Genomic DNA, 23,713 nt, shown 5'->3' with positions numbered 1-23,713 from the left:
CCGTGCCCACTCACTCCACACGTGTCGCCGTCATCGGCGCCGGGCCCGCGGGCCTGCTGCTCAGCTGGGCGCTCCGCCGCGCCGGCATCGACTCGGTCGTCCTCGAGAACCGCTCGCGCGACTACGTGCTGTCGCGGATCCGCGCCGGCGTGCTCGAGCAGAGCTCGGTCGACGTGCTCACCGGCCTCGGCCTGGGGGAGCGGATCGCGAGCGACGGGATGCGCCACCGCGGCATCTACCTGCAGGGCCCTGATGCGCAGGGCGTCAGCCGTCGCCACCACGTCGACTTCGAGGAGCTGATCGGCCGCACGGTCACCGTCTACGGGCAGCAGGAGGTCGTCAAGGACCTGATCGCCGCGCACGAGGCCGAAAGGACCGTCATCCGCTACCGCGTCTCCGACGTCGCGCTGCACGACCTCGACGGCGAGCACCCGGTGGTGACCTACTCCTTCGACGGGGAGGAGCAGCGCCTCGAGGCCGACTACGTCGTCGGCGCCGACGGCTTCCACGGCATCAGTCGGCCGAGCATCCCCGAGCGGGCCGACCTCGCCCGGAGCTACCCCTACGCCTGGCTGGGCGTCCTCGCCGACGTCGCACCGTCGACCGACGAGCTGATCTACGCGCTGCACGCCGACGGCTTCGCCATGCACTCGATGCGCAGCGGCTCGGTCTCGCGGCTCTACCTCCAGGTCGACCCCGACGACGACATCTCCGCCTGGCCCGACGAGCGGATCTGGGCGGCGCTGCAGACGCGCCTGGGCGTCGAGGGCTGGACGCTGCAGGAGGGGCCGATCACCGAGAAGTCGATCACGCCGATGCGCAGCTTCGTCTCGTCACGGCTCGCGCACGGCCGGCTGTTCCTCGTCGGCGACGCGGGGCACATCGTCCCGCCGACCGGCGCCAAGGGCCTCAACTCGGCGATCGCCGACGTGGTGCTGCTGGTCCGAGGGCTGATCGCGGCGGTCGGCGGCGACTCAGCGCTGCTCGACGGCTACGAGGCCGCCGCGCTCGCGCGGCAGTGGCGAGTCCAGCAATTCTCGGTCTGGATGACCGAGCTGCTACACCGCCCGCCCGTCACCGCGAGCGGCGAGTTCGACTTCCACGCGCAGCTGGGCCGGCTCGACTACGTCGTCGACTCCGTGCACGCCCGCCGCTCGCTCGCCGAGCAGTACACGGGGCTCCCGCTGTGACCGCGCCGCTCGGCCAGGCCGAGATCTCCGCCGAGATCGCCGAGGTGCAGGAGGACGCGCGCCGCCGCGTCCGCGAGGGCGGGGCGCCCGAGCTGCACCCGCGCCGCGACTACCCGCCGTACCGCAGCACGACGCTGCGGCACCCGACCCACGAGCTGGTGCGCGCCGACCCCGAGGAGATCGAGCTGACCTCGCCCGCGTTCGGCCACACCGACGTCGACGAGTACGAGAGCGACCTGACGATCCAGCACACCGGCGAGCCGCTGGGGGAGCGGATCACCGTCTCGGGCCGTGTGCTCGACGGCGAGGGCCGCCCGGTGGCCGGCCAACTGGTCGAGCTGTGGCAGGCGAACGCGTCCGGCCGCTACGTGCACAAGCGCGACCAGCACCCGGCTCCGCTCGACCCGAACTTCACCGGGGTCGGCCGGCTGATCACCGGCGCCGACGGCGGTTACCGCTTCACGACGATCAAGCCGGGCGCCTACCCGTGGCGCAACCACCGCAACGCCTGGCGCCCTGCGCACATCCACTTCTCCTTCTTCGGCACCGCGTTCACCCAGCGGCTGATCACGCAGATGTACTTCCCCGGAGACCCGCTGTTCCCCCTCGACCCGATCCTGCAGTCGATCGCCGACCCGGCCGCGCGCGAGCGGCTCGTCGGCGCCTACGACCACGACAGCAGCACGCCGGAGTTCTCGCTCGGCTACCGCTGGGACGTCGTGCTCACCGGCTCGCGGGCGACCCCGCTCGAGGCGGAGGACGACCATGCCTGAGCCGCGCGCGTTCGTGCAGACGCCTTCGCAGACCGTCGGGCCGTTCTTCGGCTACGCCCTGCCCTACGCGGGCGGGCCGGAGCTGGTCGCCGCCTTGCACCCGGACGCGATCCGCTTCAGAGGCACCATCACCGACGGCGCGGGGGAGCCCGTGCCCGACGCGGTCGTCGAGATCTGGCAGCGGGACGCAGACGGGAGCATCCCCCGCGTCCGGGGCAGCCTGCTCCGCGACGGCATCGCCTTCACCGGCTTCGGGCGCACCGCGACCTCGCGCGCCGGCGATTACGCGTTCACCACGGTGCGGCCTGGGGCTCCGGAGGGGACCGTGCCGTTCATCGTCGTCACCGTCTTCGCCCGCGGGGTCACCCACCACCTGAGCACCCGCGCCTACTTCGCGGGCAGTGACGCCGCCGATCCGCTGCTGCGCGCGGTCGACCCGGCCCGGCGGAGCACGCTGCTCGTCGTCGAGGAGGGTGCCGCGACCGGAATCCCGGTCGTGCGCTTCGACATCCGACTGCAGGGCGACGGCGAGACCGTCTTCCTCGACCTGACCGGCGGACTCGATGGCTGAGCGGACCGGAGCCGCGCGGCGGAGCCTCGTCGATCCGCTCGCCTCGCCCGTGATCCGCGCGCTGACCGGCGACGAGGCCCTGCTCGGCGCGATGATCGACGCCGAGCTCGCCCTCGTCGCCGCGCTGGCCGCCGAGGGCGTCGTGAGCACAGACCTCTCCGCCCACTCCGAGGAGATCCGCGCCGCCGTCCTCGACCAGCTCGACGCGATCGCGGACGAAGCCCGCGCGGGCGGCAACCCGGTCATCCCGCTCGTTCCCCGCCTGCGCCGCGCCGCCGAGGACGCCGTGCCCGGTTCCGGCGACGCCGTCCACCTCGGAGCGACCAGCCAGGACGTCGTCGACACGGCGGTCGTGGTCCGCGCCGCCGCCGTCCTCGACCGCCTCGACGCCGAGCTCGTCCGGCTCGGCTCCGCCCTCGCGGCTCTCGCCGACGCGCACCGCGGCACCGCGATGGTCGGCCGCACCCTCGGGCAGCACGCGGCGCCCACGGTCTTCGGGGCTGTCGCCGCCGAGCGACTGGGCGCCGTCACCTCGGCGCTCACCGCGGTCCGGCGCGTCCGGGCGTCCCTGCCCGCCCAGCTCGGCGGCGCGGTCGGCACCCTCGCGACGCTCGTCACCGTCGTCGGCGAGCGGACCGGCACGGACGACGCCGTCGAGCGCACGCTGCGGGTCGTCGCCGGCTACTCCGCCCGGCTCGGGCTCCGCACGCCCGCCGCCGCCTGGCACACCGACCGCACGCCGGTGGTCGAGCTCGCCTCCGCCCTCGGTCTCGCCGCCGGGGCGGCCGGTGCCGTCGCCCTCGACGTCACCGTGCTCGCGCGCACCGAGACCGCCGAGCTGGCCGAGCATCTCAACGACGGCGAGGGCGGCTCGTCGGCGATGCCGCACAAGCGCAACCCGATCGGCGCGGTGCTCGTCGTCGCCGCTGCCCGCCAGGTCCCGGGGCTCGTCGGCACGCTCTTCTCGTCCCTCGCCGCGGAGGACCAGCGCCCGAGCGGCGCCTGGCACGCCGAGTGGCGGCCACTGCAGCAGCTGCAGGAGGTGGCGCTCGGGGCCGTCACGGGCGCCGCGGATCTCGCCGCCTCGCTCGAGGTGCGCGCCGACACGATGCGCGAGCAGCTCGTCTCGGGCGACGGCTCCGTCTTCAGCGAGGACGTCGCGGCGCTGCTCGGCGAGAGCATCGACCGCGCCGAGGCGTTCGCGCTGCTCGGGCGGGCCTCCCGTGAGAGCGCGGCGACCGGCCGCCCCCTCCGCGTGGTCGTCTCCGGCCTGCTCGGCCCGCTCGGCGACGACGCCCTGCAGGAGCGCGTCGCCCGCGCCTTCGAGCCCTCTCCCTCGCCCGGAGTGACGGGGCCGTGGATCGACGCGGCGATCGCCCGCTTCGCCGCGGTCCGCGACTCCGGGCCCACGACCGCTACCGCCACCGCCCGGGAGGACGCCCGATGACCATCCCCGTGCTCGCCGGCCTCACCACCGCGACGACCTCCGCCCGCGCCGACGCGCCGCTGCTCGTGCTCGGTCCCTCACTCGGCACCACGACCCGGCTCTGGGAGGCCTGCCTCCCCGAGCTCGCGCGCGAGTTCCGCGTGCTGCGCTTCGACATGCCCGGCCACGGCCGGAGCCCCGCGACGACCGACCCCTTCTCGATCGCGGAGCTCGCGCAGGCGGTGCTCGTCCTGGTCGATGCAGCCGGCGGCGGCGCCTTCCACTACGCCGGCATCTCGCTCGGCGGGGCGATCGGCCTCCAGCTCGCGGTCGATGCTCCCGAGCGCGTCGCCTCGCTCGCCGTCGTCTGCTCCGCGCCGCGGATCGGCTCGCCCGAGGGCTGGGCCGAGCGGGCCGCCCGCGCGCGGAGCACCGGCACCGCCTCGCTGGTGACGCTGAGCGCCGAGCGCTGGTTCGCCCCCGACTTCCTCCGCCGCGACCCGGACGCCGCCGGTGCCGCGCTCGGCGAGCTGGTCGACGTCGACGACGAGTCCTACGCGCTCTGCTGCGAGGCGCTCGGCGCTCCGGGCGAGCGCGCGGTCGCGAGCGACGTGCTCCTGGTGGCGGGCGAGCTCGACCTGGCGATGCCCGCCGAGAGCGTGCGCGAGCAGGCCGCGGCGATGCCTCGCGCCCGCGTCGTGGTGCTCGAGGGCGTCGGCCACCTGCCGGGCTTCGAGGCACCCGGGCGACTGGCGGCGCTCGTCGCCCGCAACGCCTCGGCCGGCGCGACGACTCGGCGGGCCGTCCTCGGTGACGCGCACGTGGACGCGGCCGCGACGCGCGTCACTCCCGAGACCGCGGACTTCCAGGAGTTCCTCACCCGCTACGCCTGGGGCGAGGTCTGGACCCGCCCCGGACTCGGCCGGCGCGAGCGCAGCATGATCACGCTGGCCGCGCTGGTGAGCCTGCGCGCCGAGGACGAGATCCCGATGCACCTGCGCGGCGCCCTGCGCAACGGCGTCACCCGCGCCGAGATCGCCGAGGTGCTGCTGCACACCGCGCTCTACGCCGGGCTGCCGGCCGCCAACTCCGCGTTCGCACGACTGCGCGAGGTGCTCGCCGACCTCGACACCGCCGATCCCGCTGCCGATGGCGCCGCGGACCAGGCGCCGGACCCGACCCCCACGACCACGCACGACGACGAAGCAGAGGACGGACGATGACGCTGGACAAGAGCCGAGCGAGCGCGGCGGAGGCCGTGGCCGACATCCCGGACGGCGCCTCGATCGCGGTGGGCGGCTTCGGCCTGGTCGGCGTGCCGATCGTGCTGATCCGCGCGCTGCTCGCCCAGGGCACCCGGGGCCTCACGGTGGTCTCGAACAACTGCGGCGTCGACGGCTGGGGGCTCGGCGAGCTCCTCGCCGCGGGCCGGATCGACCGGGTCACCGCCTCCTACATCGGCGAGAACAAGGACTTCGCGCGCCGCTACCTCGGCGGCGAGCTCGAGGTCGAGCTGACCCCGCAAGGCACGCTCGCCGAGAGGCTGCGCGCGGGCGGCAGCGGCATCCCCGCCTTCTACACCGCGAGCGGCGTCGGCACGATGGTCGCCGAGGGCGGGCTGCCCTGGCGCTACGGCGCCGACGGCAGCGTCGTCGTCCGCAGCGCCCCGAAGGAGGTGCGCGTCTTCGAGTCGCTGGGCGAGCAGACCCAGTACGTGCTCGAGGAGGCGATCGTCACCGACTTCGCGCTCGTCCGCGCAGCCCGCGGCGACCGGCACGGCAACCTCGTCTTCGCGCGGTCCGCGCGCAACTTCAACCCGCCGGCCGCCATGGCGGGCCGGCTCACGATCGCGGAGGTCGACGAGCTGGTCGAGCCGGGCGAGCTCGACCCCGACGAGATCCACCTGCCCGGCATCTACGTCGACCGGATCGTCCAGCTCTCCGCCGAGGAGGCCGCCGACCTGCCGATCGAGAAGCGCACCGTACGCCGCCGCATCGCGCAAGAGGAGACCCGCGCATGACCCCGCTCACCCGCGACGAGATGGCCGCCCGTGCGGCACTCGAGCTCACCGACGGCGCCTACGTCAACCTCGGCATCGGTCTGCCGACCCTGATCCCCAACCACATTCCCGACGGAGTGTCGGTGATCCTGCACTCCGAGAACGGCGTGCTCGGGGTCGGCCCCTACCCCTGGGAGGGGGAGGAGGACCCGACCCTGATCAACGCGGGCAAGGAGACGATCACCGTGAACGCCGGCGCGAGCTACTTCGACTCGGCGCAGAGCTTCGCGATGATCCGCAGCGGCCGCGTCGACGTCGCGGTGCTCGGCGCCATGCAGGTCTCGGTCCACGGCGACATCGCCAACTGGGCGGTGCCCGGCCGGATGGTCAAGGGCATGGGCGGCGCGATGGACCTCGTTCACGGCGCCGAGCGCGTCATCGTGCTGATGGAGCACGTGACGAAGACCGGCGAGCACAAGATCGTGCCCGAGTGCCTCCTCCCGCTCACCGGCCGGCGGGTGGTCGACCGCATCATCACCGACCTGGCTGTCATCGACGTCACCGAGGAGGGCCTCGTCCTGCGCGAGACCGCGCCCGGTGTCTCGGTGGCCGAGGTGCAGGCGGCGACCGGCGTCCCCCTGATCGTCGCCGTCGCGGAGCCGGTCCGATGACGCAGCTGCGCGAGGTCGTCGTCTGCGAGCCGCTGCGCACCCCCATCGGGCGCTTCGGCGGTGGACTGCGAAGCGTCGCGCCGGCCGAGCTCGCCGCCACCGTGCTGCGGGCGCTCGTCGAGCGCGCCGGACTCGACGGAGCAGACGTCGACGACGTGATCCTCGGCCAGGGCTACCCCACGGCCGAGGCCCCGCCGATCGGCCGCGTCGCCGCCCTCGACGCGGGCCTCCCGGTCACCGTCGGCGGCGCGCAGGTCGACCGCCGCTGCGGCTCCGGACTCCAGGCCGTCCTCGACGCGGCGATGCAGATCCAGACCGGCGTCAGCGATCTCTGCCTCGCCGGCGGCGTCGACTCGATGAGCCAGGCACCGCTCTACACGGTCGACGGGCGCTGGGGCGTCCCGGGCACCGGCGGCCTCCTGCTGCGCGACGCCCTCGGCCGCGGCCGCGAGACCGCCGGCGGCCGCGCGCACCCCGTCCCCGGCGGGATGCTCGAAACAGCCGAGAACCTGCGCCGCGAGTACGGGATCGCGCGCGAAGAACAGGACGCCCTCGCGCTGCGCTCGCACCGCCGCGCCGTCGCCGCGACCGAGGCCGGACTGTTCCGCGAGGAGATCGTCCCGGTGTCCGTCCCCGGGCGCCGCGGCGCCGTCACCGTGATCGACCAGGACGAGGGGCCGCGCGCCGACACGACGCTCGAGGCCCTCGCCCGGCTCACCCCCGTGCGACGCGACCTCGACGACGCGGCGACCGTCACCGCCGGCAACGCCTCCGGCCAGAACGACGCGGCCGCCGCCTGCATCGTGACGACCCCCGAGCGCGCCGCCGAGCTCGGCCTGCGCCCGCTCGTCCGGCTCGTCTCCTGGGCCCGCGCCGGCGTCCAGCCCGCCCGGATGGGCATCGCCCCCGTCGCCGCGACCGCACGGGCCCTCGAGCGCGCCGGTCTCACCCTCGCCGACATGGACCTGATCGAGCTGAACGAGGCCTTCGCCGCGCAGGTCCTCGCGGTCAGCCGGGAGTGGCGCTTCACCGAGGACGACTGGGAGCGGACCAACCCGCTCGGCTCCGGCATCTCGCTCGGCCACCCGGTCGGCGCCACCGGCGCCCGGATGCTTGCGACCGGCTCCCGCCACCTCGCCCGCACCGGCGGCCGCCACCTCCTCGAGACGATGTGCATCGGCGGCGGCCAGGGCCTCGCCGCGATCTGGGCCGCCTGTGAATAGCCGGCTCGGCGAGCGGCACTTCTCTCCTCCGGCCTATCTGCGACCAGGAGACCCGAGCGCCGTGACTGCCGCTCCGCCCCGCTCGCCCGCAGCCCTCACGACCGGCAGCATCCGCGCGCGCACGGCCGAGGAGATCCGAGTCGCCTTCGAGGCGGACGGGGCCTTCAGCACGCCTATCGGCGAGCTGGAGGTGTCGATCGAGGACTGGCGCTGGATCGCGCGCTCGGTCGCTCGCCGCCTCGGGCGGTCGGTCACGACGACGCGCACCCCCACGCACGTGTCCGCCGGCCTCGAGACGCATCGCGGCGCCTCGAAGTCCCGAGCGAGGGACGGCGATCCGCCCGGTCGCATCTCCTGACGCGGTCGAGCCGTGATCGACGCTACGACTGCGGCCGCGGTATGCGCGGGGGTGGTGTCCAGAAGTCGACCGCGTCCGGGGAGGGGCGCTCGGTGACACGGACGGCGTCGCCGAACTCGAGGACGCTGTCGGGGGCCTCCTGGAACGAGGGCCAGCGCTCCCCGCCAGGGGTGTTCGGCTCCTCGCCGGCGACGAAGGCGAGCCAGCGCCCGGACATCTCGCTCTCGAGCCGGCGGTCGACCTCCGTGTAGTCGGCGTCGCCGTCCGCGCCGAGGTTCCCGTACGCGTACATGACCTCGGCTCCGTGGTACGCGCCGAAGCGCTCCAGGCCGCGGTCGGGCGGAGTCCGGGTGAAGGAGTAGACGTGGACGGGCGCCGTCCCCGAGGCGGCGGCCGCGAGCGCCCACCGGCGCATCGGCGCGGTCATCGACTCGTCGGTGCCGGCGCGCAGGCGCGACTCCGTGACCTGGTCCGCGTCGTCACCCGGGTACAGCTCGAGGAAGCGGTCCGCATCCTGGCCGTAGTCCTCCCGCGCCTCCCGGGCCCAGGCCTCCGGGTCCGAGTCGACGCCGCTGATCAGGTCGAGTGACGTCTCGTCGGAGTTGCTGCCGAGGAGGAGGGGGACGTCGTTCTGCCGCCCAGCCGCGTAGACGGCGCTCGGGGTGTCGGGGAGGACCACGCCGTCGACGGTCGGCCACCAGTGCGTCGAGAGGCTCTTCGCCGCTTCGGCGATGCGCGCGGCCGGCATCGCCCGCATCTCCGCCAGGCTCGCCCCGCCGAGCGCCTCGCTCAAACCGAGCGCCGCCTCGCGCGCGACGGCGGAACTGTCGTAGAGGTCGCCGTCGTCGCGGTCGCCGACCGTCCCCAGGCAGCCGCCGCTCTCGCCGATGATCCCGTGCAGGAGTCCGGTCGCCAGCGGCGAGGCGCCGAGGAGGCAGGCGCTGCCTGAGCCGGCCGACTGACCGGCGACGGTCACCCGGTCCGGGTCTCCGCCGAACGCGGCGATGTCGTCCCGCAGCCACTGCAGCGCGGCGACCTGGTCGAGCAGGCCCTGATTGCCCGGGGTGCTGCCGCCGAGGGCGTCCTCGGCGAGGAAGCCGAAGACCCCGAGCCGGTAGTTGAGGGTGACGACCACGGTGTCGCCGCGAGAGGCCAGCGCCGTGCCGTCGTAGGCGGGCAGGGCGCCGGAGCCGGCGACGAACCCTCCGCCGTGCAGGTAGACGAGCACCGGGAGAGGCTCGGCGGCCGCGCCGGACGGCCGCCAGATGTTCAGGTGCAGGCTGTCCTCATCGGTGTCGTAGCCGCCGAGCAGCGTCTCCTCCAGCGGCAGGTCGAGAACACGGGTGGCGGCCCGGGAGACGAAGGACGGCTCGGGCTGAACGGCGGAGGGTCCGAAGTCGTCGGCGACGAGGACGGTCGACCGCTGCGGGGCGGGGCTCGGCGCTGCCCAGCGCAGTGCCCCGACCGGCGGGGCGGCGTAGGGGATGCCCGCGAACGCGTCGACGCCGGCCGAGGCGTTCCGCACTCCGACGACATCGCCCTGCCGGGTGGCCACCGGGTCGGTGTGCGGACCGTCGAGGGTCCGGGTCGCTGCGGGCGGCCCCGCCGCGAGCGCCGCCGCTCCGACGACCGCCGCGGCCGCGATCCAGGCCGCTCCTCGAACGAACCAGCGCCGGCGACGCCAGGTCCTCGCGGCGAACGCCACCAGTGCCACGGCTCCGCCGACGACGAGCCAGCCCCACCACGGCACCTGGTTCAGCCAGGCGAGCACCGCCCCGACGAGCCCGACCGCCACCAGGGGCAGCCACGGAGTCCTTCGTCGACCCCGACCGGTTTCTTCGGTAGTCGGTCCCGCTTCTGCTTTCAATACGTTTCGCATCGAATACAGAACGTACTGAAGAAGTGCGCGTCGAGCAAGGCCCCGCCTAGGCTGACGCTGTGAACAACGGCGAGCCCACCCCAGTCCGGCGTCGGAGCGAGACGCGACGACGCCTCCTCACGGCGGCCGCCACCCTCTTCGAGAGCAGCGGCACCATCAGCCAGCGCGTCGAGGACATCTGCGCCCAGGCCGGCTTCACCCGCGGCGCCTTCTACTCCAACTTCGGCGGCGTCGACCAGCTCTACCTCGCCCTGCACGAGGAGCAGGCCGCGCGGGTGTGGCGGCGGCTCCACCTCGCCCTCGAGGCCCAGGTTCAGGAGGACGGCCGCGCGGAGACGCTCGACGACGCCGTGCGCGCCCTCCTCGACGCGCTGCCCACCAGCCGCGAGTGGTTTTCCCTGCGATCGGTGCTGCTGGCACGGGCCGCCGCCGACCCGGCCTTCGCCGCGCTGATGCTGATCGACGACGGCCGCGCCTCCCTCGAGCTGGGGGAGCGCTTCGTCGCCCTCGCCGCCGTGCACGGCCGCATCCCGATCGTCGAGCCGTACGTACTGGCCAAGGCCGTCGTCGCGGCGCACGTCGGCACCGTGAGCCAGTGGCCGGTGGACGCCGACGCGGCGCTCACCCAGCGCGTGACGATCGCAGCGGTACTCCGCGGGCTGACCGTCGAGGCCGCGCATCCGGTGGGCTCGATCGGGACAGCCCCTCACGGGGACACGATCGAGAGCGAGGGCGGGAGCCGATGAGCGACGAGACAGCGGACGAGAGAAGGACGGACGACGAGGGGCGGACGCCCGACGAGGCGCTCCTCCAGGGCGACGGCGGACTCGAGCGGCTGTGGACGGGCGCCGTCTGGAGCGAGGGTCCGCTCTGGATCCCGGCCGAAGGGGGCCTGCGCTGGAGCGACATCCCGAACGACCGCATCCTGCAGTGGGACAGCGCCACGGGGGAGACCTCGGTGCACCGCGAGGGCGTCGAGTTCACCAACGGCCGGCTGCTGGACGAGGACGGGAGCGTCGTGCAGTGCTCGCACGGGCTGCGCCGGCTGGAGCGAGAGCGGCCGGACGGCACCGTCGAGGAGCTCGTCTCGAGCTGGAACGGCGGAAGGCTGAACTCGCCCAACGACGTCGCGGTCGCTCCCGACGGCTCCTACTGGTTCACCGATCCGGACTACGGCATCCGGCAGCCGGCCGAGGGGCACCCCGGCGAGCGCGAGTACGGTGCGCGCTGGGTGTTCCGCTGGAGCGAAGAGGACGGCCTCGCGCCGGTCGTCACCGACATCGTGCAGCCGAACGGCATCGCCTTCTCGCCCGACGGCGCGACGGTCTACGTGACCGACACGGCGATGAGCCTCGAGGACGGCCCGGGCCACTGGATCCGCGCCTACGACGTCGTCGACGGCGGCGTCGGCACCCGCAACGGGCGGCTCTTCGCGGAGACCGAGCAGGGCTTCCCCGACGGGATCGCCGTCGACGAGCGCGGCCGGGTGTGGTCCTCCGCCGGCGACGGTGTGCACGTCTTCGCCCCGGACGGCGCCGAGCTGCTCTTCGTGCCCGTGCCGGAGGTCGTGGCGAACGTCTGCTTCGGCGGAACGGACGGCACCGACCTCTTCATCGTCGCCACCACCAGCCTGTACCGGCTGCGGACGCGCACGCGGGCGCCGCAGACCACCACCGCGTAGCGAATCCGTCCGCCATTCGACAGGATCTGCTGTTCTCCGCGGGTCGGAACCGCAGATCCTGGCGAATGGAGGAGCGCGTCGATCGGGGGCCGGCAAGCGGGGCGGGTCGCACGGGGCTTCGTCCTCGAGCGGGATCCCTCAGGATCACGGCACTCGCAGCTCGTGCAGCGGATCCCTGCTCGCCGCCCTCTGAGCGGGGAGAAGCGCGGCGAAGACGGAGACCACGATCGCCAGAGCGCCCGTGGCGACCAGGAAGTCGATGCCGGGAAGCGGGTCGCCGCCGGCCACTAGGAACACGGCGGATCCCACCGTGCCCAGAAGAGCGCCGATCGTCGCGACGAGAAGGACCTGACAGACGACGAGCAGGACGATCAGGCCTCTCGTGGCGCCGAGAGCCCTACGACGTCCGAAGTCCTTCCGCCTCATCTGGACGAGACCGTACTGCGTCGCACCGACCAGGACCGCGCCCGCGCCGGCGATGAGAACCACGAGATCTCGCCCGAAACCCCCGAGAGTGCCCTCGAGAACGGCCCGCAGGTCCGCGTACCGAGCGCTCGTCGTCACGGTGACGACCTGCGGGTTCGCCGGAGCCAGAAGGGAGCCGATCGATCGCGTCAGCGGGCGGATCGTCTCGGATTCCGACGCGATGACGATCAGATAGCCGACACTCCTGGTCGAGGACGGCGGCATCGGGACCAGGACGGACGGGCCGAGGAAGGACAGGTACTCGGACGGGGCGAAGGTCCCGACGACGTCGACCCCGGCTCCACTGCCCGAAGAGACCGAGCCGGTCTGCTCGGCGAAGCCCAGAGTGGCGAGAGCCTCCTCGGACGCCCACGCCGAGCCGCTGGGGAACCGCCCCACCTCGATTCCCAGCTCTGCGAAGTCGGACGACCACACCGATCGAAGCGCCACCTTCCTCCCCTCCGCGATCCGGGAGTTGCCGACGTCACTGGCATCCGAGAACGCTGCGGCCCACTGCACGCCGGAGAGTCGGGAGATCCTCTCCAGTGCGTCCGAGGACAGGCCCGCCTCTGCCTCCCCTCGGACCAGGATGGAACGCGTCCCCACCGAATCCACTGTCGCGATGACGCTCTGCTCCGTACCCACGGTCCGCCCGGTCGTCAGAACGATCCCGGCGCACATCGCCACCACCATCACCAGAGTGAGGAGAGAGGCCACCGGTTGCGCGATCGAGGAGGCGAGGGCTTCCCGGAGCACGGGCAGGACGAATCTCCGCCTCACAGGCTGATCCTCCGGTCGCAGGAGGCGACGACCGTCTCGTCGTGAGTGACCACGATCACGCACGAACCCGATCGGGCGCGCTCTCGCAGTGCGTCGACGACCACCGCCGCGGAGTCGGGATCGAGATTCCCCGTCGGCTCGTCCGCGAGGATGATCGTCGGATCGTTGATGAGCGCCCGGCACAGTGCTATCCGCTGCGCCTGGCCGCCGGAGACCTGGTGGGGTCTCGCCGAGGCGCGCAGGGCGACGCCGAAGCGCTCCATCAGGCCGTGCGCCGTGAGTTCCACCGCCTTGTTCCTGCGCCCTTGATAGAGAGAAGTCTCGACGATGTTGTCGAGGACCGTTCTCGTGGGATCCAGAGCGGCGTCTTGGAAAACGAACCCGATGTTCTCCGCGCGGTACTCCGCCCTCGATCGATCACTCAGGCCACTGACGTCGATGCCATCGATCCGGATCCGTCCCGATTCCGGAGTCGCCATCAGGCCCAGGACGTAGAGCAGGGTCGACTTTCCCCTTCCCGATGGGCCGGTGATCGCGACCATCTCGGAGGGCATCACGACAGCGCTGAAGTCGGACAGGACTCGGGGGCCGCGTCGATAGCTGAAGTCGATGCTCTCAGCGGTGATCATCGGGGTGCAGCGTCGTCGCCGTAGACGCGCACTTCCGTGCCTTCCACGAGGCCGGTCACGACCGAGATGCCCTTGGCTGCAGCGACGACGTCCACACGATGTCTCTCGCCGGCCGAGTCCGTCACTTCGAGATCCCCGTTCACGTCGGTCCGGATGCTCGCGGTCGGGACGGTCAGACCCGACGTCTCGGGTGTCGTCGTGAGGACGACGGGGAGTAGGGTGTCCTGAGTCACGTCGAGATCCGCGCACTCCTCGCCGCAGATGATCTCGCCGTCCACGCCGGCGAGCGCTATCGACACCCCGACCTCGGGCTTCACCTCCTGGACCGTCGTGACCGCCCGCCAGGGTCCGTCCGGTCCGGTGATCTCCGCCGCGACTCCCACGCCGATCTGAGCGGCCTGGGCCGCTGTCGCCGTGACGGAGAACGTCGGCGTCCTCGGCAGCGTCCTCGCGACGACCTCGCCGCCCGAGACCACGGCTCCTCGAGTGATGAGGGTCTCGTCGACGACCAGCCGGGTCGGCACTTCGGGCACGAAGACCAGATCGCCCCGTCGGACGACGCCGTCCACCGGGAATCCTGCAGCCTTCTGCCACTCCTTGATCGCCGCCGCGGTGCGCGGTCCGGGCGCACCGTCCGCAGCACCGCGGTAATACCCGAGGTCGCCCAGCAGCTCCTGCAGCTGCTCCACGTCCTCGCCCTCGCTCGTCCCGTCGATGTCCCGGAACGCGGGAATCACGCCGCGCGCGAGAACCACGGGCCGAAGGTCCACGGAGTAGAGCTCCTCGCCCTGATCGGCGACCTCACCGGGAACGTGACTGACCGTCGTCACCGTGCCGTGTGCCGAATTGGTTCCCGCGGGCGACTGGCTCCAGTGGGCGGTCGCCACCAGGTCCACCGACGCGCTGACAGCACCCGCGCGAGCGACGGCGGTCGTGTAGTCGGTCACCGGCACGACCTCCTCTGCCGGCGTGAAGATCACCGCTCCGGCCCAGAGGCCCGCCGCCCCGGCCATCACCACCAGGCAGCAGGCGAGTGCGGCGACGGGAGAGAGAAGACGTCTCCGAGGCGATCGATCGGCTTTCACCAGCACACTCCTTTTCTTACAGAGATCGGTCGGAGGGCGGCTGTCACCTCCGACCGGTCGCGCCTGATCAGCCGTCGCTGATCGAGGCAGAGATCTCGATCATTGGTAGCAGCTCGCGCCCGAGCTGTTCAGGCTGGCCGTGCCGTTGGTTCCCACACTCCAGCTCGAAACGCCGCGGAACGCCGACTGGGAGAATGTTCTGTGGGAACCCGGCAATTTGGCGGGTGAACTGAAATCCTTGCCGTAGGTCCGACCATTGGTCGACTCGTACCCGTGGAGAATCCCCCCGTCCCCGTCGCTCGACGTCGAGTAGACCGCCGAGATGCCGACTGTGCGAGTGCCACCGCACGAATAGGACGCAGCGTTGGCCGGCGCCGGGACTATCAGCGCCAAAGCAATTCCCCCCACCAGAGCCACTGCTGCTGCTGCTGGACGTGATTTTCTCATCATGTTCTCCATTCTGTTTCTGCCACGAAATCCGTGACGTGGGTGAAGGCGGTCGCAGTAATCAGGCATGTGGAGCAGTGAAGCGCTCGTCACTCGCCGAAGTAGCCCGGAGGCGTCTCCGGGCAGTCCTTGTTCACGGCGAGCCACTGCGTATCCCCGGTGGGTTCGAAACTGAGGTAGGGGTTCCACGCCTCTCGCGAATCGATGGTGTCGCGGAAGGTCTCGTAGGTGGGCGCCTCCGGCACGTCGATGCCGTGACTCTCCAGGCACTCGGAGAGGTCGTGCGCGTAGTAGTGGTAAAGGAACTCGTACTGCGCCTCGCTCGTTGCCGTGTCGAATCTCGGATCCATCGGATACTGCGATTCGCACACGAACAGGCTGATGTCGTGAGTCCGCGTCTGCGCCGTGGGGAAGGAACCGTAGTTGAGGCTGCCGTCGGAATCGGCCTTGGTCTCCGGGAAGCCGGCTGAGACCATGCAGGCGGCGATCGCTGACGTCGACTCCTCGGGGTTCACGGTGCGGATCACGTCGACCTCGGGTCGGACCGCGTCTGGATACTTGACTGCCAGCAGATCCCAGTCTTGATCCTGCTTCTCGGCCAGTGCGCGCTCCACCTCAGCAGCCGGGAGCGGAGCGACAGTGGGCTTCGGCGGCGCGGCGTCTCCCGCTGAGCACCCGGAGAGCGAAGCGGCGATGGTGACGATCGAAACGACGGCAAGAGCCCTCGGCGCCGATGACCTCAGCGAGTTCTCAGTACGGATCCTCATGTGTCTACCTCCACCGAGAGACCATACTGGTCTGGTCGGCTTCGCTGCCTGACTGGCGCGAGACGCAGCCGACCTCGTCGCGGTTCGAACTCGATCGCGTCAGGAGACCGTTAGGTTTCCGGATCCGCCGCCGGGAATGCGGTAGAGATGCCCCTGGGCTCGTGGCGACGCGGAGCGCCGACGGCGACGACGCCGCAGCTCCCTCATCGTCCCGAGACCCCTTCCCATCCGGAAACCCTTGATGATCGGACCATCATGTCGACGACGACGACGAAGATCCCCAGCAGCCTCCGCCGCTCCATCTCCAACACGTTGAAGGGCTCCGCGGGCAATCTCGTCGAGTGGTACGACGTCTACGTCTACTCCGTCTTCGCCTTCTACTTCGAATCGCAGTTCTTCGCTCCGGGCGAGAAGAACTCGACGCTCTACATCTGGGCCATCTTCGCGGTCACCTTCCTCATGCGGCCGATCGGCTCCTGGTTCTTCGGCCGCTTCGCGGACCGGCACGGGCGCCGACTCGCGCTGACGATCTCGGTCTCCCTGATGGCCGCCTGCTCCCTCCTCGTCGCCTTCGCGCCGACGGCCGAGTCGATCGGCGGGGGAGCGGTGGTGATCCTGGTCCTCGCACGACTGCTGCAGGGCTTCGCCACCGGCGGGGAGTACGGGACGAGCGCCACCTACATGTCCGAGGCGGCCCTTCCCGGCCGGCGCGGCTTCCTCTCGTCGTTCCACTACGTCACCCTCGTCGGCGGGCACGTCCTCGCTCAGCTGACGCTGCTCGTGATGGTCGCCACCCTGCCCGACGAGGCGATCTCCGCCTGGGGCTGGCGGGTGGCCTTCGGCATCGGAGGCGTCGCGGCGGTCGTCGTGTTCTGGCTCCGGCGCACCATGGACGAGTCGCTGGAGACCACGCAGATCGACGCGGTCAAAGCGGGGCGGTCCCGTCAGAACGGCTCGATGCGCGAGCTGCTCGTCCACCAGTGGCGGCCGCTGCTCCTGTGCTTCGCGGTGACGATGGGCGGCACGGTCGCCTTCTACACGTACTCGGTGACCGGGCCGAACATCATCAAGAGCGCGTTCGCCGGCGACGACGTGATCACGGGCACCGTCATCAACCTGATCGCCCTGACGACGCTAATGCTCCTGCAGCCGCTCGGCGGCTGGCTCTCGGACATCGTCGGCCGCAAGACCCTCCTGGTGTTCTTCGGAATCGGGGGAGTGGCCTACACCTGGTTCCTCCTCACCGCACTTCCGGAGCAGACCGACCCGTTCGCCGCCTTCGCGATCCTCGTGGTCGGCTTCGTGATCCTCACCGGCTACACGTCCATCAACGCCGTCGTGAAGGCGCAGCTGTTCCCGACGCACATCCGGGCACTCGGGCTCGGATTCGGCTACGCGCTCGCGAACTCGGTCTTCGGCGGCACCGCGCCCCTGCTCTACGCCGGCGCTCTCGGCGCCGACCAGGTGCCGGCCTTCATCGGCTACGTCACCGCCGTGATCCTCGTCTCTCTGGCGGTGTACGTGGTCCTCCTCCGGAACACCGGGCCGAACTGGCTCGACGACGAGGCCGGGATGCGCCTGCGGGAGGACGCCCGCCGAGCCTCCCGCTAGCTCGGGGTCGCACTCCGAGGGATGCGACGCCGCACACGGTGCACCGCTCAGTGGTCGACGACGGAGCCCGTCCCGCGGGCCGGCTCAGCCCAGCTGATGCACGTGGATGTCGCTGCTCGACGTCACGCCGTTGAACTCGAGATACAGCTGCCCCTCGACGACCGACACGGTCAGCGTGTTGCGGCGCTCCAGTACCGCGACCGCGGCGTCCAGGAACCCCTGGTCGAAGCTCTGCACGGTGATCTGCTCGAGCTGATGGACTCGCTTGCCCGACCACGCCGCGATCACCTTCTCCGGGTTGCGATGCGTGTAGACCGTCGTGCGGTCGGCCAGCCTGCTCCCGAAGTGCAGTCGCTCGGCATCCGGCGCGCCCACCTCGATCCACGTGGTCAACCTGCCGGTGAGATCACGGACCAGCACCGCCGGCTCGGTCGCCGTCGACGAGATCCCCTCGCTGAAGGTGATCCCCTCCACGTATTCGAGGCAGTACGCGAGCACGCGCGTCATCATGTACACGTCGGTCTCGGAAGGGTGCCGAGCGGCCCGCAGCGTGATGTCTTCGTAGACGCCGCGGTCCACATCAGCCAGCTGTATCGCGAAGTTGTACATCACTGCGCCGGCTGCCATGTGTGCGAGCTTATGTCCTCTCGCTGATTGAGCAGCGCGAAGCTTCTCCGGCGCCGGTGGGGGCATCAGATTCGCGCACCTCCACGCAAGAACGGCCCGGCAGGAGGCATTCACTCCGTCGAGAGCGTCTCACTCGCTGACTCGTAGCAGGGGAGCCCGTTCGCGCATCTTCCGCACAGCAGACTGACATGATCACGATCATTAGGAGCGGCGATGGGCGCGCCCGGGGGAGCGCGCAAGCCCTGTACCGCCCCCGACGGGCTTGCGTACCGTCGTTGACGACCCGCATCACTCCTCGAGGCACCGGACCGGTGCAGAACAGGTGACAGCACATGACTCGCGAGCAGAACATCGCCGCCCAGCAGGCCTTCGGTGAGGCGGTCAACGCCGGCGACTTCGCCGCGTTCGACGCACTCGTCGCGCCCGACTCGGTCGATCACGACCCGGCGCCCGGCCAGGCACCCGGTCCGGAGGGATACGCCGCGTTCTTCGGCGACCTGCGGACCGCGTTCCCCGACATGGCGCTCGAAGTCGAGAAGCTCGTCGCGGACGACGACAGCGTCGCGTTCGCCTACACGCTGACCGGCACGCAGACCGGTGTGTTCCAGGGCCACGCGCCGACGGGCAAGTCCGTGAAGATCCGCGGCATGCAGATCAGCACCTTCGTCGACGGCAAGCTCGCCGAGCGCTGGGGAAGCAGCGACGAGCTCGGCATCCTCACGCAGCTCGGCCTCGCACCCGGCGCCTAGCAGGCGGGACTCCGGCGGGTTCCGAGGCTCGTGTGCAACCCACACCTCGGAGCCCGTCGTGAGGGGTCCTTGCAAACAAACTGACATAATGTGCATTATCGGATGTTGCGCTGAGCGCTCGGAGGCCCCGCAACTCCGGACCACGTGCGCCCGCGGACCAGAGCACTCCGGCCCTCAAGCGAGATATGCCACGGCCTTGCACCGGCACGACGCGACGACCCACCAGCAATCCTTCGCGGCGCTCTCACCGCGTGGTCTAAAATCGCACACATGGCTGACGACACGAGAGAGATCGGACGCCGGATCGCGCAGGCACGTGAGCGCGCACGGCTGACGCAGAGCGACCTGGGCCTTCGCGCTTCCCTGGAGCGGAGTGCGATCGCGAAGATCGAGGGCGGTCGACGCGGGGTCGGCGCGATGGAGCTGATGCGCATCGCAGAGGCGCTCGGCCAGCGCTTCGAGTGGCTTCTCTCCGACGGGCCGTCGGCTGTCATGGAGCATCGAACCCGCCTCGATCCGAGCCTGGACCTCGCAGGCATCGACACCTCTCTGGAAGCGCTGGCGCGCCACGTGAGTTTCGTCGCCGACATCGTCCCGACGTTGGTGGAGAAGACAGTCGACCAGGCCGAGATGCCGACGAACGGCGCTGAGGCCGAGTCGCTCGCGGCACTGGCTCGGGCCGCCTGCGGCCTCCCCCACGGTTCTGCAGTCCGCAGCATCGGAGACGTCGTCGGGCGCGTCGGTGTGATGGCCTTCAGCACCGCTCTCGGTCCCGAGACGGCGGATGCCGCCTCGACGACTCTCGATCGTGGAGCGGTCGCCCTCGTGAACTCGACCAACGCCGTCGGTCGTCGGCGTCTCGCCCTTGCTCACGAGCTGGGCCACGTCCTCGTCCGTGACGGCTACGCAGTGGACTGGCGCGTCGCCGATCACAGCGATTCAGACCACACGGAAGTCTTGCTCGACAGGTTCGCACGCGCCTTCCTCGCTCCACCGACAGCCTTCGCAGAGTTCTGGCAGGAGTCGCGTCTCATCCACGGCGTCCGCACCAGTGCGGTCCTGATCGGCAATCGATTCCAGATCGATATGGCGACGATCGCACGCCGACTGAACGAGCTGGATCTCGCGTCCGCCGCAGAGATGGCCGAGGTGCGAGGCACTCGCACCAACAGGGCGGACATCGTCGAGCACGGCCTCTTCGCACCGATCGATCTCGAGGGAACCACCGTTCCCTCCGCCTATGCCAGGGCGGTCCTGACCCTGTACAGAGCGGAAGAGCTCTCTGCCGAACGCGCTCTGGGGCTGCTTGCCGGCACGTTCGAGCACGACGACCTCCCGCTTCTTCCCGAGAGGCACGAGAACGAGATCTGGTCCCTCCTGCGATGAGCGGTCGTTCCGATCAGACGTTCGTCTTCGACGAAGGTCCCCTCAGCCACTTCACGCAGGCGGGCTGGCTCGGGCTGCTCGAGCTGTACGTCGGTGAAGGAAGAGCGTGGCTGCCGGACACCGTTCACGCAGAGCTGAGCCGCGGAGTCGATTCGCACCCTCATCTGCGTCAAGTCCTCGATGCGCCGTGGCTGTCTCTCAGGACGGTAGGTGATCCCGAGAACATGACGTTCGGTTTCTACTACGGGCGCCTGGTCGACGTGCCTCCCACCAATGTCGGCGAATGCGGCGTGCTAGCGCTCGCCGAGGCTCACGCGGCGGTCGCCGTCATCGACGACGGTACGGCGCGGAAGCTCGCACAGATCCGCGGTGTAACGGTGAAGACCAGCATCTCGATCCTCTGCGATCTGATCAACGAGGGACATCTGGCCCTCAGCTCCGCGGAACACGTCGCCGACCGACTCCTGCGCACCGAATATCGATTGCCCTTCAAGGAAGGGAACTTCCGGCAGTTCGTCACAGAGAGAGGTCTCGTCGATCCGTACGGATAGCGACGCGAGTGCGATGGTCGCTCCCCTGCTCCGCGGGGCGCCGGTCGAGCCGAGTGACGCCTCGGAGCTGGTGAACTCCTGATCGTTCTGCGCGACGCACTCGCGCCACCCCGTCGCTGAGCCCAGCTGCATGCCCTCGGCCAACGGCTCGACGGCAGCGTCCGTCCAGTGCAGCCGGCCCGGCGCTGCGCTCCCCCGCGGTCCTCCATTGGACGAGATCTGTCGCTATGACGCTCGGAGAACAGCAGATTCTGTCCAACGGCCACGCCTGGCGGCCTGTTCGATCGCGCACGTCGGGTCAGCGCCGTCGACCGCCGCTCGGAGAGCGATCTCGACAGACGTAGGAACATTCGGGGCCGACCTCCGCAGAGCGATCCACTGCCGTTATCGTGAGGCGACTCTCCGCCCTTCCTGGGCCGGGGAGCACTTCGGATTCGGTCCGGGCAGGGCTCGCGATCGACCTGACCATGGAGGTTCAATCATGCCGTTTGTGACCACGGACGACGGAGTGGAGATCTACTACAAGGACTGGGGGAACGCCGACGCGCAGCCCATCGTCTTCCATCACGGCTGGCCGCTCTCCTCGGACGACTGGGACGCGCAGATGCTGTTCTTCCACGCCCACGGCTACCGGGTGATCGCGAGCGACCGCCGCGGCCACGGGCGGTCGACCCAGGTCGGCACCGGGCACGACATGGACCACTACGCGAGTGACGTGAACGCGGTGGTCGAGCACCTCGATCTGCGCAACGCGATCCACATCGGCCACTCCACCGGCGGCGGCCAGGTCGCGCGCTACGTCGCCCGGTACGGCGAGCCTCAGGGTCGCGTCGCGAAGGCGGTCCTCGTCTCGTCCGTGCCTCCGCTGATGGTGCAGACCGAGTCGAACCCCGACGGGACGCCGAAGTCCGTCTTCGACGGCTTCCGGGATGCGCTCGCGGCCAACCGGGCCGAGTTCTTCCAGGCCGTCGCCTCCGGCCCGTTCTACGGCTTCAACCGACCAGGCGCGACCGTCTCGCAGCCCGTGATCGACAACTGGTGGCGTCAGGGCATGACCGGCAGCGCGCTCGCGCACTACGACGGCATCGCGGCGTTCTCCGAGACCGACCAGACCGAGGACCTGAAGGCGATCACCGTCCCGGTCCTCGTCACGCAGGGCGACGACGACCAGGTCGTCCCCTACAAGGACGCCGCGCTGAAGCAGCACGAACTGCTGCAGAACTCCACCCTCAAGATCTACGAGGGCTACCCCCACGGCATGCTGACCGTCCACGCGGACGTCCTCAACCCCGACCTGCTGGCGTTCATCCAGGAGTAGCTCCGACGCGTCAGATCACCCCGTCACCTCGACGGGAAGAGGCACCCCGGGAGGTCCGGGGTGCCTCTGCGCGTTCAGCGCCGGCCGACGTGGCCCGCTCGCCGCCCCGCCGGCGTCAGCGCAGCGGAGTGACCCGCGTCCGCCGCTCCCCCACCCAGGTCATCCGACTCGATCTCGCGGAGCCGTCCTGCTCGGAGAGTCCTCCGACCCGGGCGGAGACGTCCTCGTCCGTGATGGACTGATCCCATGACTGATTCCCTGCACGAGACGCGTTCCGAGTACGCCGCGAAGGTCGGCGTCTGATGGCCGAGGAGCGCGCGATCCTCGCGGGCGGCTGCTTCTGGGGGCTCCAGGAGCTCCTCCGCGACATGCCCGGTGTCTTCAGCACCCGGGCCGGCTACGCCGGCGGCAGCACCCCGAACGCCACCTACCGCCACCACGGCGACCACGCGGAGGCCGTCGAGATCGAGTTCGATCCCGAGCAGACCTCCTACCGCGATCTGCTGGAGTTCTTCTTCCAGGTGCACGACCCCACGACGAAGAACCGCCAGGGCAACGACATCGGCACCGCCTACCGCTCCGTGATCCTCTACCTCTCCCCCGAGCAGGAGAAGGTCGCGCGCGAGACGATCGCCGAGATCGACGCGTCGGGTCGCTGGCCCGGACCGGTCGTCACCGAGGTCGAGCCCGCCGGCGAGTTCTGGGACGCCGAGGAGGAGCACCAGGACTACCTGCGCAAGCACCCCGGCGGCTACACCTGCCACTGGGTCCGTCCGCGGTGGTCGCTCGACGCCTGATCCGCCGATCCGGGCGGGGCGTCACGCTCCGCCCGGTCCACACGCCGACGGAGAACTCCCCCGGCGCGCGCACGGCGCGACTCGGCTCGGCGCCGAGCGGCGCGGCTCAGCGCTCGGTGAGGAGTTCCTGCCAGTCGCGGGGCACACGGTCCGCCGGCCCGGGAGTCGTCTGACCCGCCGGGTGGCTCTGCGGATCCGCGAGGCGCGGACCGTCGGTGTAGTCGTCAGTGCTGAAGTCCCAGAACCAGTCCTCGCCGGGCTCGAAGCTCTGCATCACCGTGTGGCCCGTCGCCCGCCAGTGCTTGGTCCCGTGCCGGTTCAGCGAGTCGTCGCAGCAGCCGACGTGACCGCAGCGCGCGCAGCGGCGCAGATGCAGCCACCACGAGCCCGACTGCTCGCACTCGACGCAGCCGGGGCCGCTCGGAGGGACGGAGGGATCGATCATCGGCGAGGTCATGGGTCCAGAGTGCCGCGAGACGCGGGGCCGGCACCAGGTCCGATGACCCGATCACCGCAGGCTCGTGCGGCCGTGGAGAGCCGCGCGTCATCTCGAGCGGAGGGGCGCCTCCCGGCACAGGGCGCGGAACACACCGACGTCCTCGGGGTAGGTGGGTCTCCTGCGGCAGATCACCTCGTGCGTGGGGAACTCCCCCTGCTGATCGAGGAGCCGCGCAGTGGGCGCATCGAGCCGCTTGACGAGGCCCGCCGGGCTCGGGCCGGCCGTCGGAAC

24 protein-coding genes are annotated in these 23,713 nt (G+C 71.0%); 17 read left to right on the top strand and 7 right to left on the bottom strand.

Annotated elements, in window-relative coordinates; translation table 11 throughout:
* The first annotated feature begins 2 nt into the window (after positions 1-2).
* The 9 genes from HQQ86_RS19325 to HQQ86_RS19285 all read left to right on the top strand — a co-directional run bounded on the left by HQQ86_RS19325 (position 3) and on the right by HQQ86_RS19285 (position 8,211).
* Positions 3-1,190 carry a 4-hydroxybenzoate 3-monooxygenase gene (locus tag HQQ86_RS19325; RefSeq protein ID WP_173290108.1) on the top strand — a complete coding sequence of 396 codons (1,188 nt, stop codon included), beginning with the start codon at positions 3-5 and terminating at the stop codon, positions 1,188-1,190.
* On the top strand, positions 1,187-1,963 hold the full coding sequence (pcaH, locus tag HQQ86_RS19320; RefSeq protein ID WP_173290106.1) for a protocatechuate 3,4-dioxygenase subunit beta: 777 nt from the start codon (positions 1,187-1,189) through the stop codon (positions 1,961-1,963). Before HQQ86_RS19325 ends, pcaH begins: the two co-directional genes overlap by 4 nt.
* Complete coding sequence (pcaG, locus tag HQQ86_RS19315) at positions 1,956-2,534, top strand: protocatechuate 3,4-dioxygenase subunit alpha (protein WP_173290104.1); 579 nt, start codon at positions 1,956-1,958, stop codon at positions 2,532-2,534. Before pcaH ends, pcaG begins: the two co-directional genes overlap by 8 nt.
* Positions 2,527-3,981 carry a lyase family protein gene (locus HQQ86_RS19310; RefSeq protein WP_173290102.1) on the top strand — a complete coding sequence of 485 codons (1,455 nt, stop codon included), beginning with the start codon at positions 2,527-2,529 and terminating at the stop codon, positions 3,979-3,981. Before pcaG ends, HQQ86_RS19310 begins: the two co-directional genes overlap by 8 nt.
* On the top strand, positions 3,978-5,183 hold the full coding sequence (locus HQQ86_RS21530; RefSeq protein ID WP_173290100.1) for an alpha/beta fold hydrolase: 1,206 nt from the start codon (positions 3,978-3,980) through the stop codon (positions 5,181-5,183). Before HQQ86_RS19310 ends, HQQ86_RS21530 begins: the two co-directional genes overlap by 4 nt.
* Entirely contained in the window at positions 5,180-5,980 is an 801-nt protein-coding gene (locus HQQ86_RS21525) for a CoA transferase subunit A (RefSeq protein WP_254072214.1), read from the top strand. Before HQQ86_RS21530 ends, HQQ86_RS21525 begins: the two co-directional genes overlap by 4 nt.
* Positions 5,977-6,630: a CoA transferase subunit B gene (locus HQQ86_RS21520; protein ID WP_173290098.1), complete on the top strand. Its 654-nt coding sequence runs from the start codon at positions 5,977-5,979 to the stop codon at positions 6,628-6,630. The genes HQQ86_RS21525 and HQQ86_RS21520 overlap by 4 nt, the downstream gene beginning before the upstream one ends.
* Entirely contained in the window at positions 6,627-7,853 is a 1,227-nt protein-coding gene (locus HQQ86_RS19290; RefSeq protein ID WP_173290096.1) for an acetyl-CoA C-acetyltransferase, read from the top strand. The genes HQQ86_RS21520 and HQQ86_RS19290 overlap by 4 nt, the downstream gene beginning before the upstream one ends.
* Before the next feature lie 61 nt (positions 7,854-7,914).
* Positions 7,915-8,211: a hypothetical protein gene (locus tag HQQ86_RS19285; protein WP_173290094.1), complete on the top strand. Its 297-nt coding sequence runs from the start codon at positions 7,915-7,917 to the stop codon at positions 8,209-8,211.
* Between the two features lie 22 nt (positions 8,212-8,233).
* Here HQQ86_RS19285 and HQQ86_RS19280 read toward each other — a convergent pair whose 3' ends face one another.
* Positions 8,234-10,006 carry a carboxylesterase/lipase family protein gene (locus HQQ86_RS19280; protein WP_367948743.1) on the bottom strand — a complete coding sequence of 591 codons (1,773 nt, stop codon included), beginning with the start codon at positions 10,004-10,006 and terminating at the stop codon, positions 8,234-8,236.
* Between the two features lie 143 nt (positions 10,007-10,149).
* Here HQQ86_RS19280 and HQQ86_RS19275 point away from each other — a divergent pair, with 143 nt between their 5' ends.
* Positions 10,150-10,836, top strand: a complete 687-nt coding sequence (locus HQQ86_RS19275; RefSeq protein ID WP_173290090.1) for a TetR/AcrR family transcriptional regulator — start codon at positions 10,150-10,152, stop codon at positions 10,834-10,836.
* The gene (locus tag HQQ86_RS19270) at positions 10,833-11,771 is read left to right on the top strand and encodes an SMP-30/gluconolactonase/LRE family protein (RefSeq protein WP_173290088.1); all 939 of its coding nucleotides are present in this window, start codon (positions 10,833-10,835) and stop codon (positions 11,769-11,771) included. Before HQQ86_RS19275 ends, HQQ86_RS19270 begins: the two co-directional genes overlap by 4 nt.
* Positions 11,772-11,915: 144 nt before the next feature.
* Here the strand turns inward: HQQ86_RS19270 and HQQ86_RS19265 are convergent, their stop codons facing one another.
* From HQQ86_RS19265 to HQQ86_RS19250, 4 genes are all read right to left on the bottom strand, one after another.
* Positions 11,916-12,686, bottom strand: a complete 771-nt coding sequence (locus tag HQQ86_RS19265) for an FtsX-like permease family protein (RefSeq protein WP_173290086.1) — start codon at positions 12,684-12,686, stop codon at positions 11,916-11,918.
* A gap of 326 nt (positions 12,687-13,012) precedes the next feature.
* The gene (locus tag HQQ86_RS19260; protein ID WP_173290084.1) at positions 13,013-13,645 is read right to left on the bottom strand and encodes an ABC transporter ATP-binding protein; all 633 of its coding nucleotides are present in this window, start codon (positions 13,643-13,645) and stop codon (positions 13,013-13,015) included.
* Entirely contained in the window at positions 13,642-14,730 is a 1,089-nt protein-coding gene (locus tag HQQ86_RS19255; RefSeq protein WP_173290082.1) for a peptidoglycan-binding domain-containing protein, read from the bottom strand. Before HQQ86_RS19255 ends, HQQ86_RS19260 begins: the two co-directional genes overlap by 4 nt.
* A gap of 536 nt (positions 14,731-15,266) precedes the next feature.
* The gene (locus HQQ86_RS19250; protein ID WP_173290080.1) at positions 15,267-15,944 is read right to left on the bottom strand and encodes a hypothetical protein; all 678 of its coding nucleotides are present in this window, start codon (positions 15,942-15,944) and stop codon (positions 15,267-15,269) included.
* Between the two features lie 255 nt (positions 15,945-16,199).
* Here HQQ86_RS19250 and HQQ86_RS19245 point away from each other — a divergent pair, with 255 nt between their 5' ends.
* On the top strand, positions 16,200-17,555 hold the full coding sequence (locus tag HQQ86_RS19245) for an MFS transporter (protein ID WP_173290077.1): 1,356 nt from the start codon (positions 16,200-16,202) through the stop codon (positions 17,553-17,555).
* An 84-nt stretch (positions 17,556-17,639) separates the two neighbouring features.
* On the opposite strand, the gene HQQ86_RS19240 is transcribed toward HQQ86_RS19245, so the two are convergent.
* Complete coding sequence (locus tag HQQ86_RS19240) at positions 17,640-18,182, bottom strand: YaeQ family protein (protein WP_173290075.1); 543 nt, start codon at positions 18,180-18,182, stop codon at positions 17,640-17,642.
* A 332-nt stretch (positions 18,183-18,514) separates the two neighbouring features.
* On the opposite strand from HQQ86_RS19240, the gene HQQ86_RS19235 reads away from it, so the two are divergent.
* From HQQ86_RS19235 to msrA, 5 genes are all read left to right on the top strand, one after another.
* Positions 18,515-18,931, top strand: coding sequence for an ester cyclase (locus tag HQQ86_RS19235; RefSeq protein WP_123734191.1), 417 nt, complete (start codon positions 18,515-18,517; stop codon positions 18,929-18,931).
* Between the two features lie 270 nt (positions 18,932-19,201).
* Positions 19,202-20,317: a helix-turn-helix domain-containing protein gene (locus HQQ86_RS19230; RefSeq protein ID WP_173290073.1), complete on the top strand. Its 1,116-nt coding sequence runs from the start codon at positions 19,202-19,204 to the stop codon at positions 20,315-20,317.
* Complete coding sequence (locus HQQ86_RS19225) at positions 20,314-20,868, top strand: hypothetical protein (protein WP_173290071.1); 555 nt, start codon at positions 20,314-20,316, stop codon at positions 20,866-20,868. The genes HQQ86_RS19230 and HQQ86_RS19225 overlap by 4 nt, the downstream gene beginning before the upstream one ends.
* Positions 20,869-21,349: 481 nt before the next feature.
* Positions 21,350-22,186 (top strand): alpha/beta fold hydrolase, encoded by an 837-nt coding sequence (locus HQQ86_RS19220; RefSeq protein WP_173290069.1) that lies wholly within the window; start codon positions 21,350-21,352, stop codon positions 22,184-22,186.
* A gap of 302 nt (positions 22,187-22,488) precedes the next feature.
* Positions 22,489-22,983, top strand: a complete 495-nt coding sequence (gene msrA / locus HQQ86_RS19215; RefSeq protein ID WP_173290067.1) for a peptide-methionine (S)-S-oxide reductase MsrA — start codon at positions 22,489-22,491, stop codon at positions 22,981-22,983.
* Between the two features lie 106 nt (positions 22,984-23,089).
* Here the strand turns inward: msrA and HQQ86_RS19210 are convergent, their stop codons facing one another.
* Entirely contained in the window at positions 23,090-23,440 is a 351-nt protein-coding gene (locus HQQ86_RS19210) for a UBP-type zinc finger domain-containing protein (protein WP_173290065.1), read from the bottom strand.
* Positions 23,441-23,713 lie beyond the last annotated feature (273 nt).

Origin of the sequence: Rathayibacter sp. VKM Ac-2857 (assembly GCF_013205025.1) — a bacterium.
GTDB lineage: Bacteria > Actinomycetota > Actinomycetes > Actinomycetales > Microbacteriaceae > Rathayibacter.
This window is presented reverse-complemented; position numbering and strand designations above follow the sequence as displayed.

Coding starts and splice junctions, on each gene's coding strand:
- HQQ86_RS19270 (WP_173290088.1), top strand. CDS start 10,833: ATGAGCGACGAGACAGCGGACGAGAGAAGGACGGACGACGAGGGGCGG.
- HQQ86_RS21530 (WP_173290100.1), top strand. CDS start 3,978: ATGACCATCCCCGTGCTCGCCGGCCTCACCACCGCGACGACCTCCGCC.
- HQQ86_RS21520 (WP_173290098.1), top strand. CDS start 5,977: ATGACCCCGCTCACCCGCGACGAGATGGCCGCCCGTGCGGCACTCGAG.
- HQQ86_RS19230 (WP_173290073.1), top strand. CDS start 19,202: ATGGCTGACGACACGAGAGAGATCGGACGCCGGATCGCGCAGGCACGT.
- HQQ86_RS19245 (WP_173290077.1), top strand. CDS start 16,200: ATGTCGACGACGACGACGAAGATCCCCAGCAGCCTCCGCCGCTCCATC.
- HQQ86_RS19260 (WP_173290084.1), bottom strand. CDS start 13,645: ATGATCACCGCTGAGAGCATCGACTTCAGCTATCGACGCGGCCCCCGA.
- HQQ86_RS19225 (WP_173290071.1), top strand. CDS start 20,314: ATGAGCGGTCGTTCCGATCAGACGTTCGTCTTCGACGAAGGTCCCCTC.
- HQQ86_RS19235 (WP_123734191.1), top strand. CDS start 18,515: ATGACTCGCGAGCAGAACATCGCCGCCCAGCAGGCCTTCGGTGAGGCG.
- HQQ86_RS21525 (WP_254072214.1), top strand. CDS start 5,180: ATGACGCTGGACAAGAGCCGAGCGAGCGCGGCGGAGGCCGTGGCCGAC.
- HQQ86_RS19250 (WP_173290080.1), bottom strand. CDS start 15,944: ATGAGGATCCGTACTGAGAACTCGCTGAGGTCATCGGCGCCGAGGGCT.
- HQQ86_RS19310 (WP_173290102.1), top strand. CDS start 2,527: ATGGCTGAGCGGACCGGAGCCGCGCGGCGGAGCCTCGTCGATCCGCTC.
- HQQ86_RS19290 (WP_173290096.1), top strand. CDS start 6,627: ATGACGCAGCTGCGCGAGGTCGTCGTCTGCGAGCCGCTGCGCACCCCC.
- HQQ86_RS19220 (WP_173290069.1), top strand. CDS start 21,350: ATGCCGTTTGTGACCACGGACGACGGAGTGGAGATCTACTACAAGGAC.
- HQQ86_RS19210 (WP_173290065.1), bottom strand. CDS start 23,440: ATGACCTCGCCGATGATCGATCCCTCCGTCCCTCCGAGCGGCCCCGGC.
- pcaG (WP_173290104.1), top strand. CDS start 1,956: ATGCCTGAGCCGCGCGCGTTCGTGCAGACGCCTTCGCAGACCGTCGGG.
- msrA (WP_173290067.1), top strand. CDS start 22,489: ATGGCCGAGGAGCGCGCGATCCTCGCGGGCGGCTGCTTCTGGGGGCTC.
- HQQ86_RS19240 (WP_173290075.1), bottom strand. CDS start 18,182: ATGGCAGCCGGCGCAGTGATGTACAACTTCGCGATACAGCTGGCTGAT.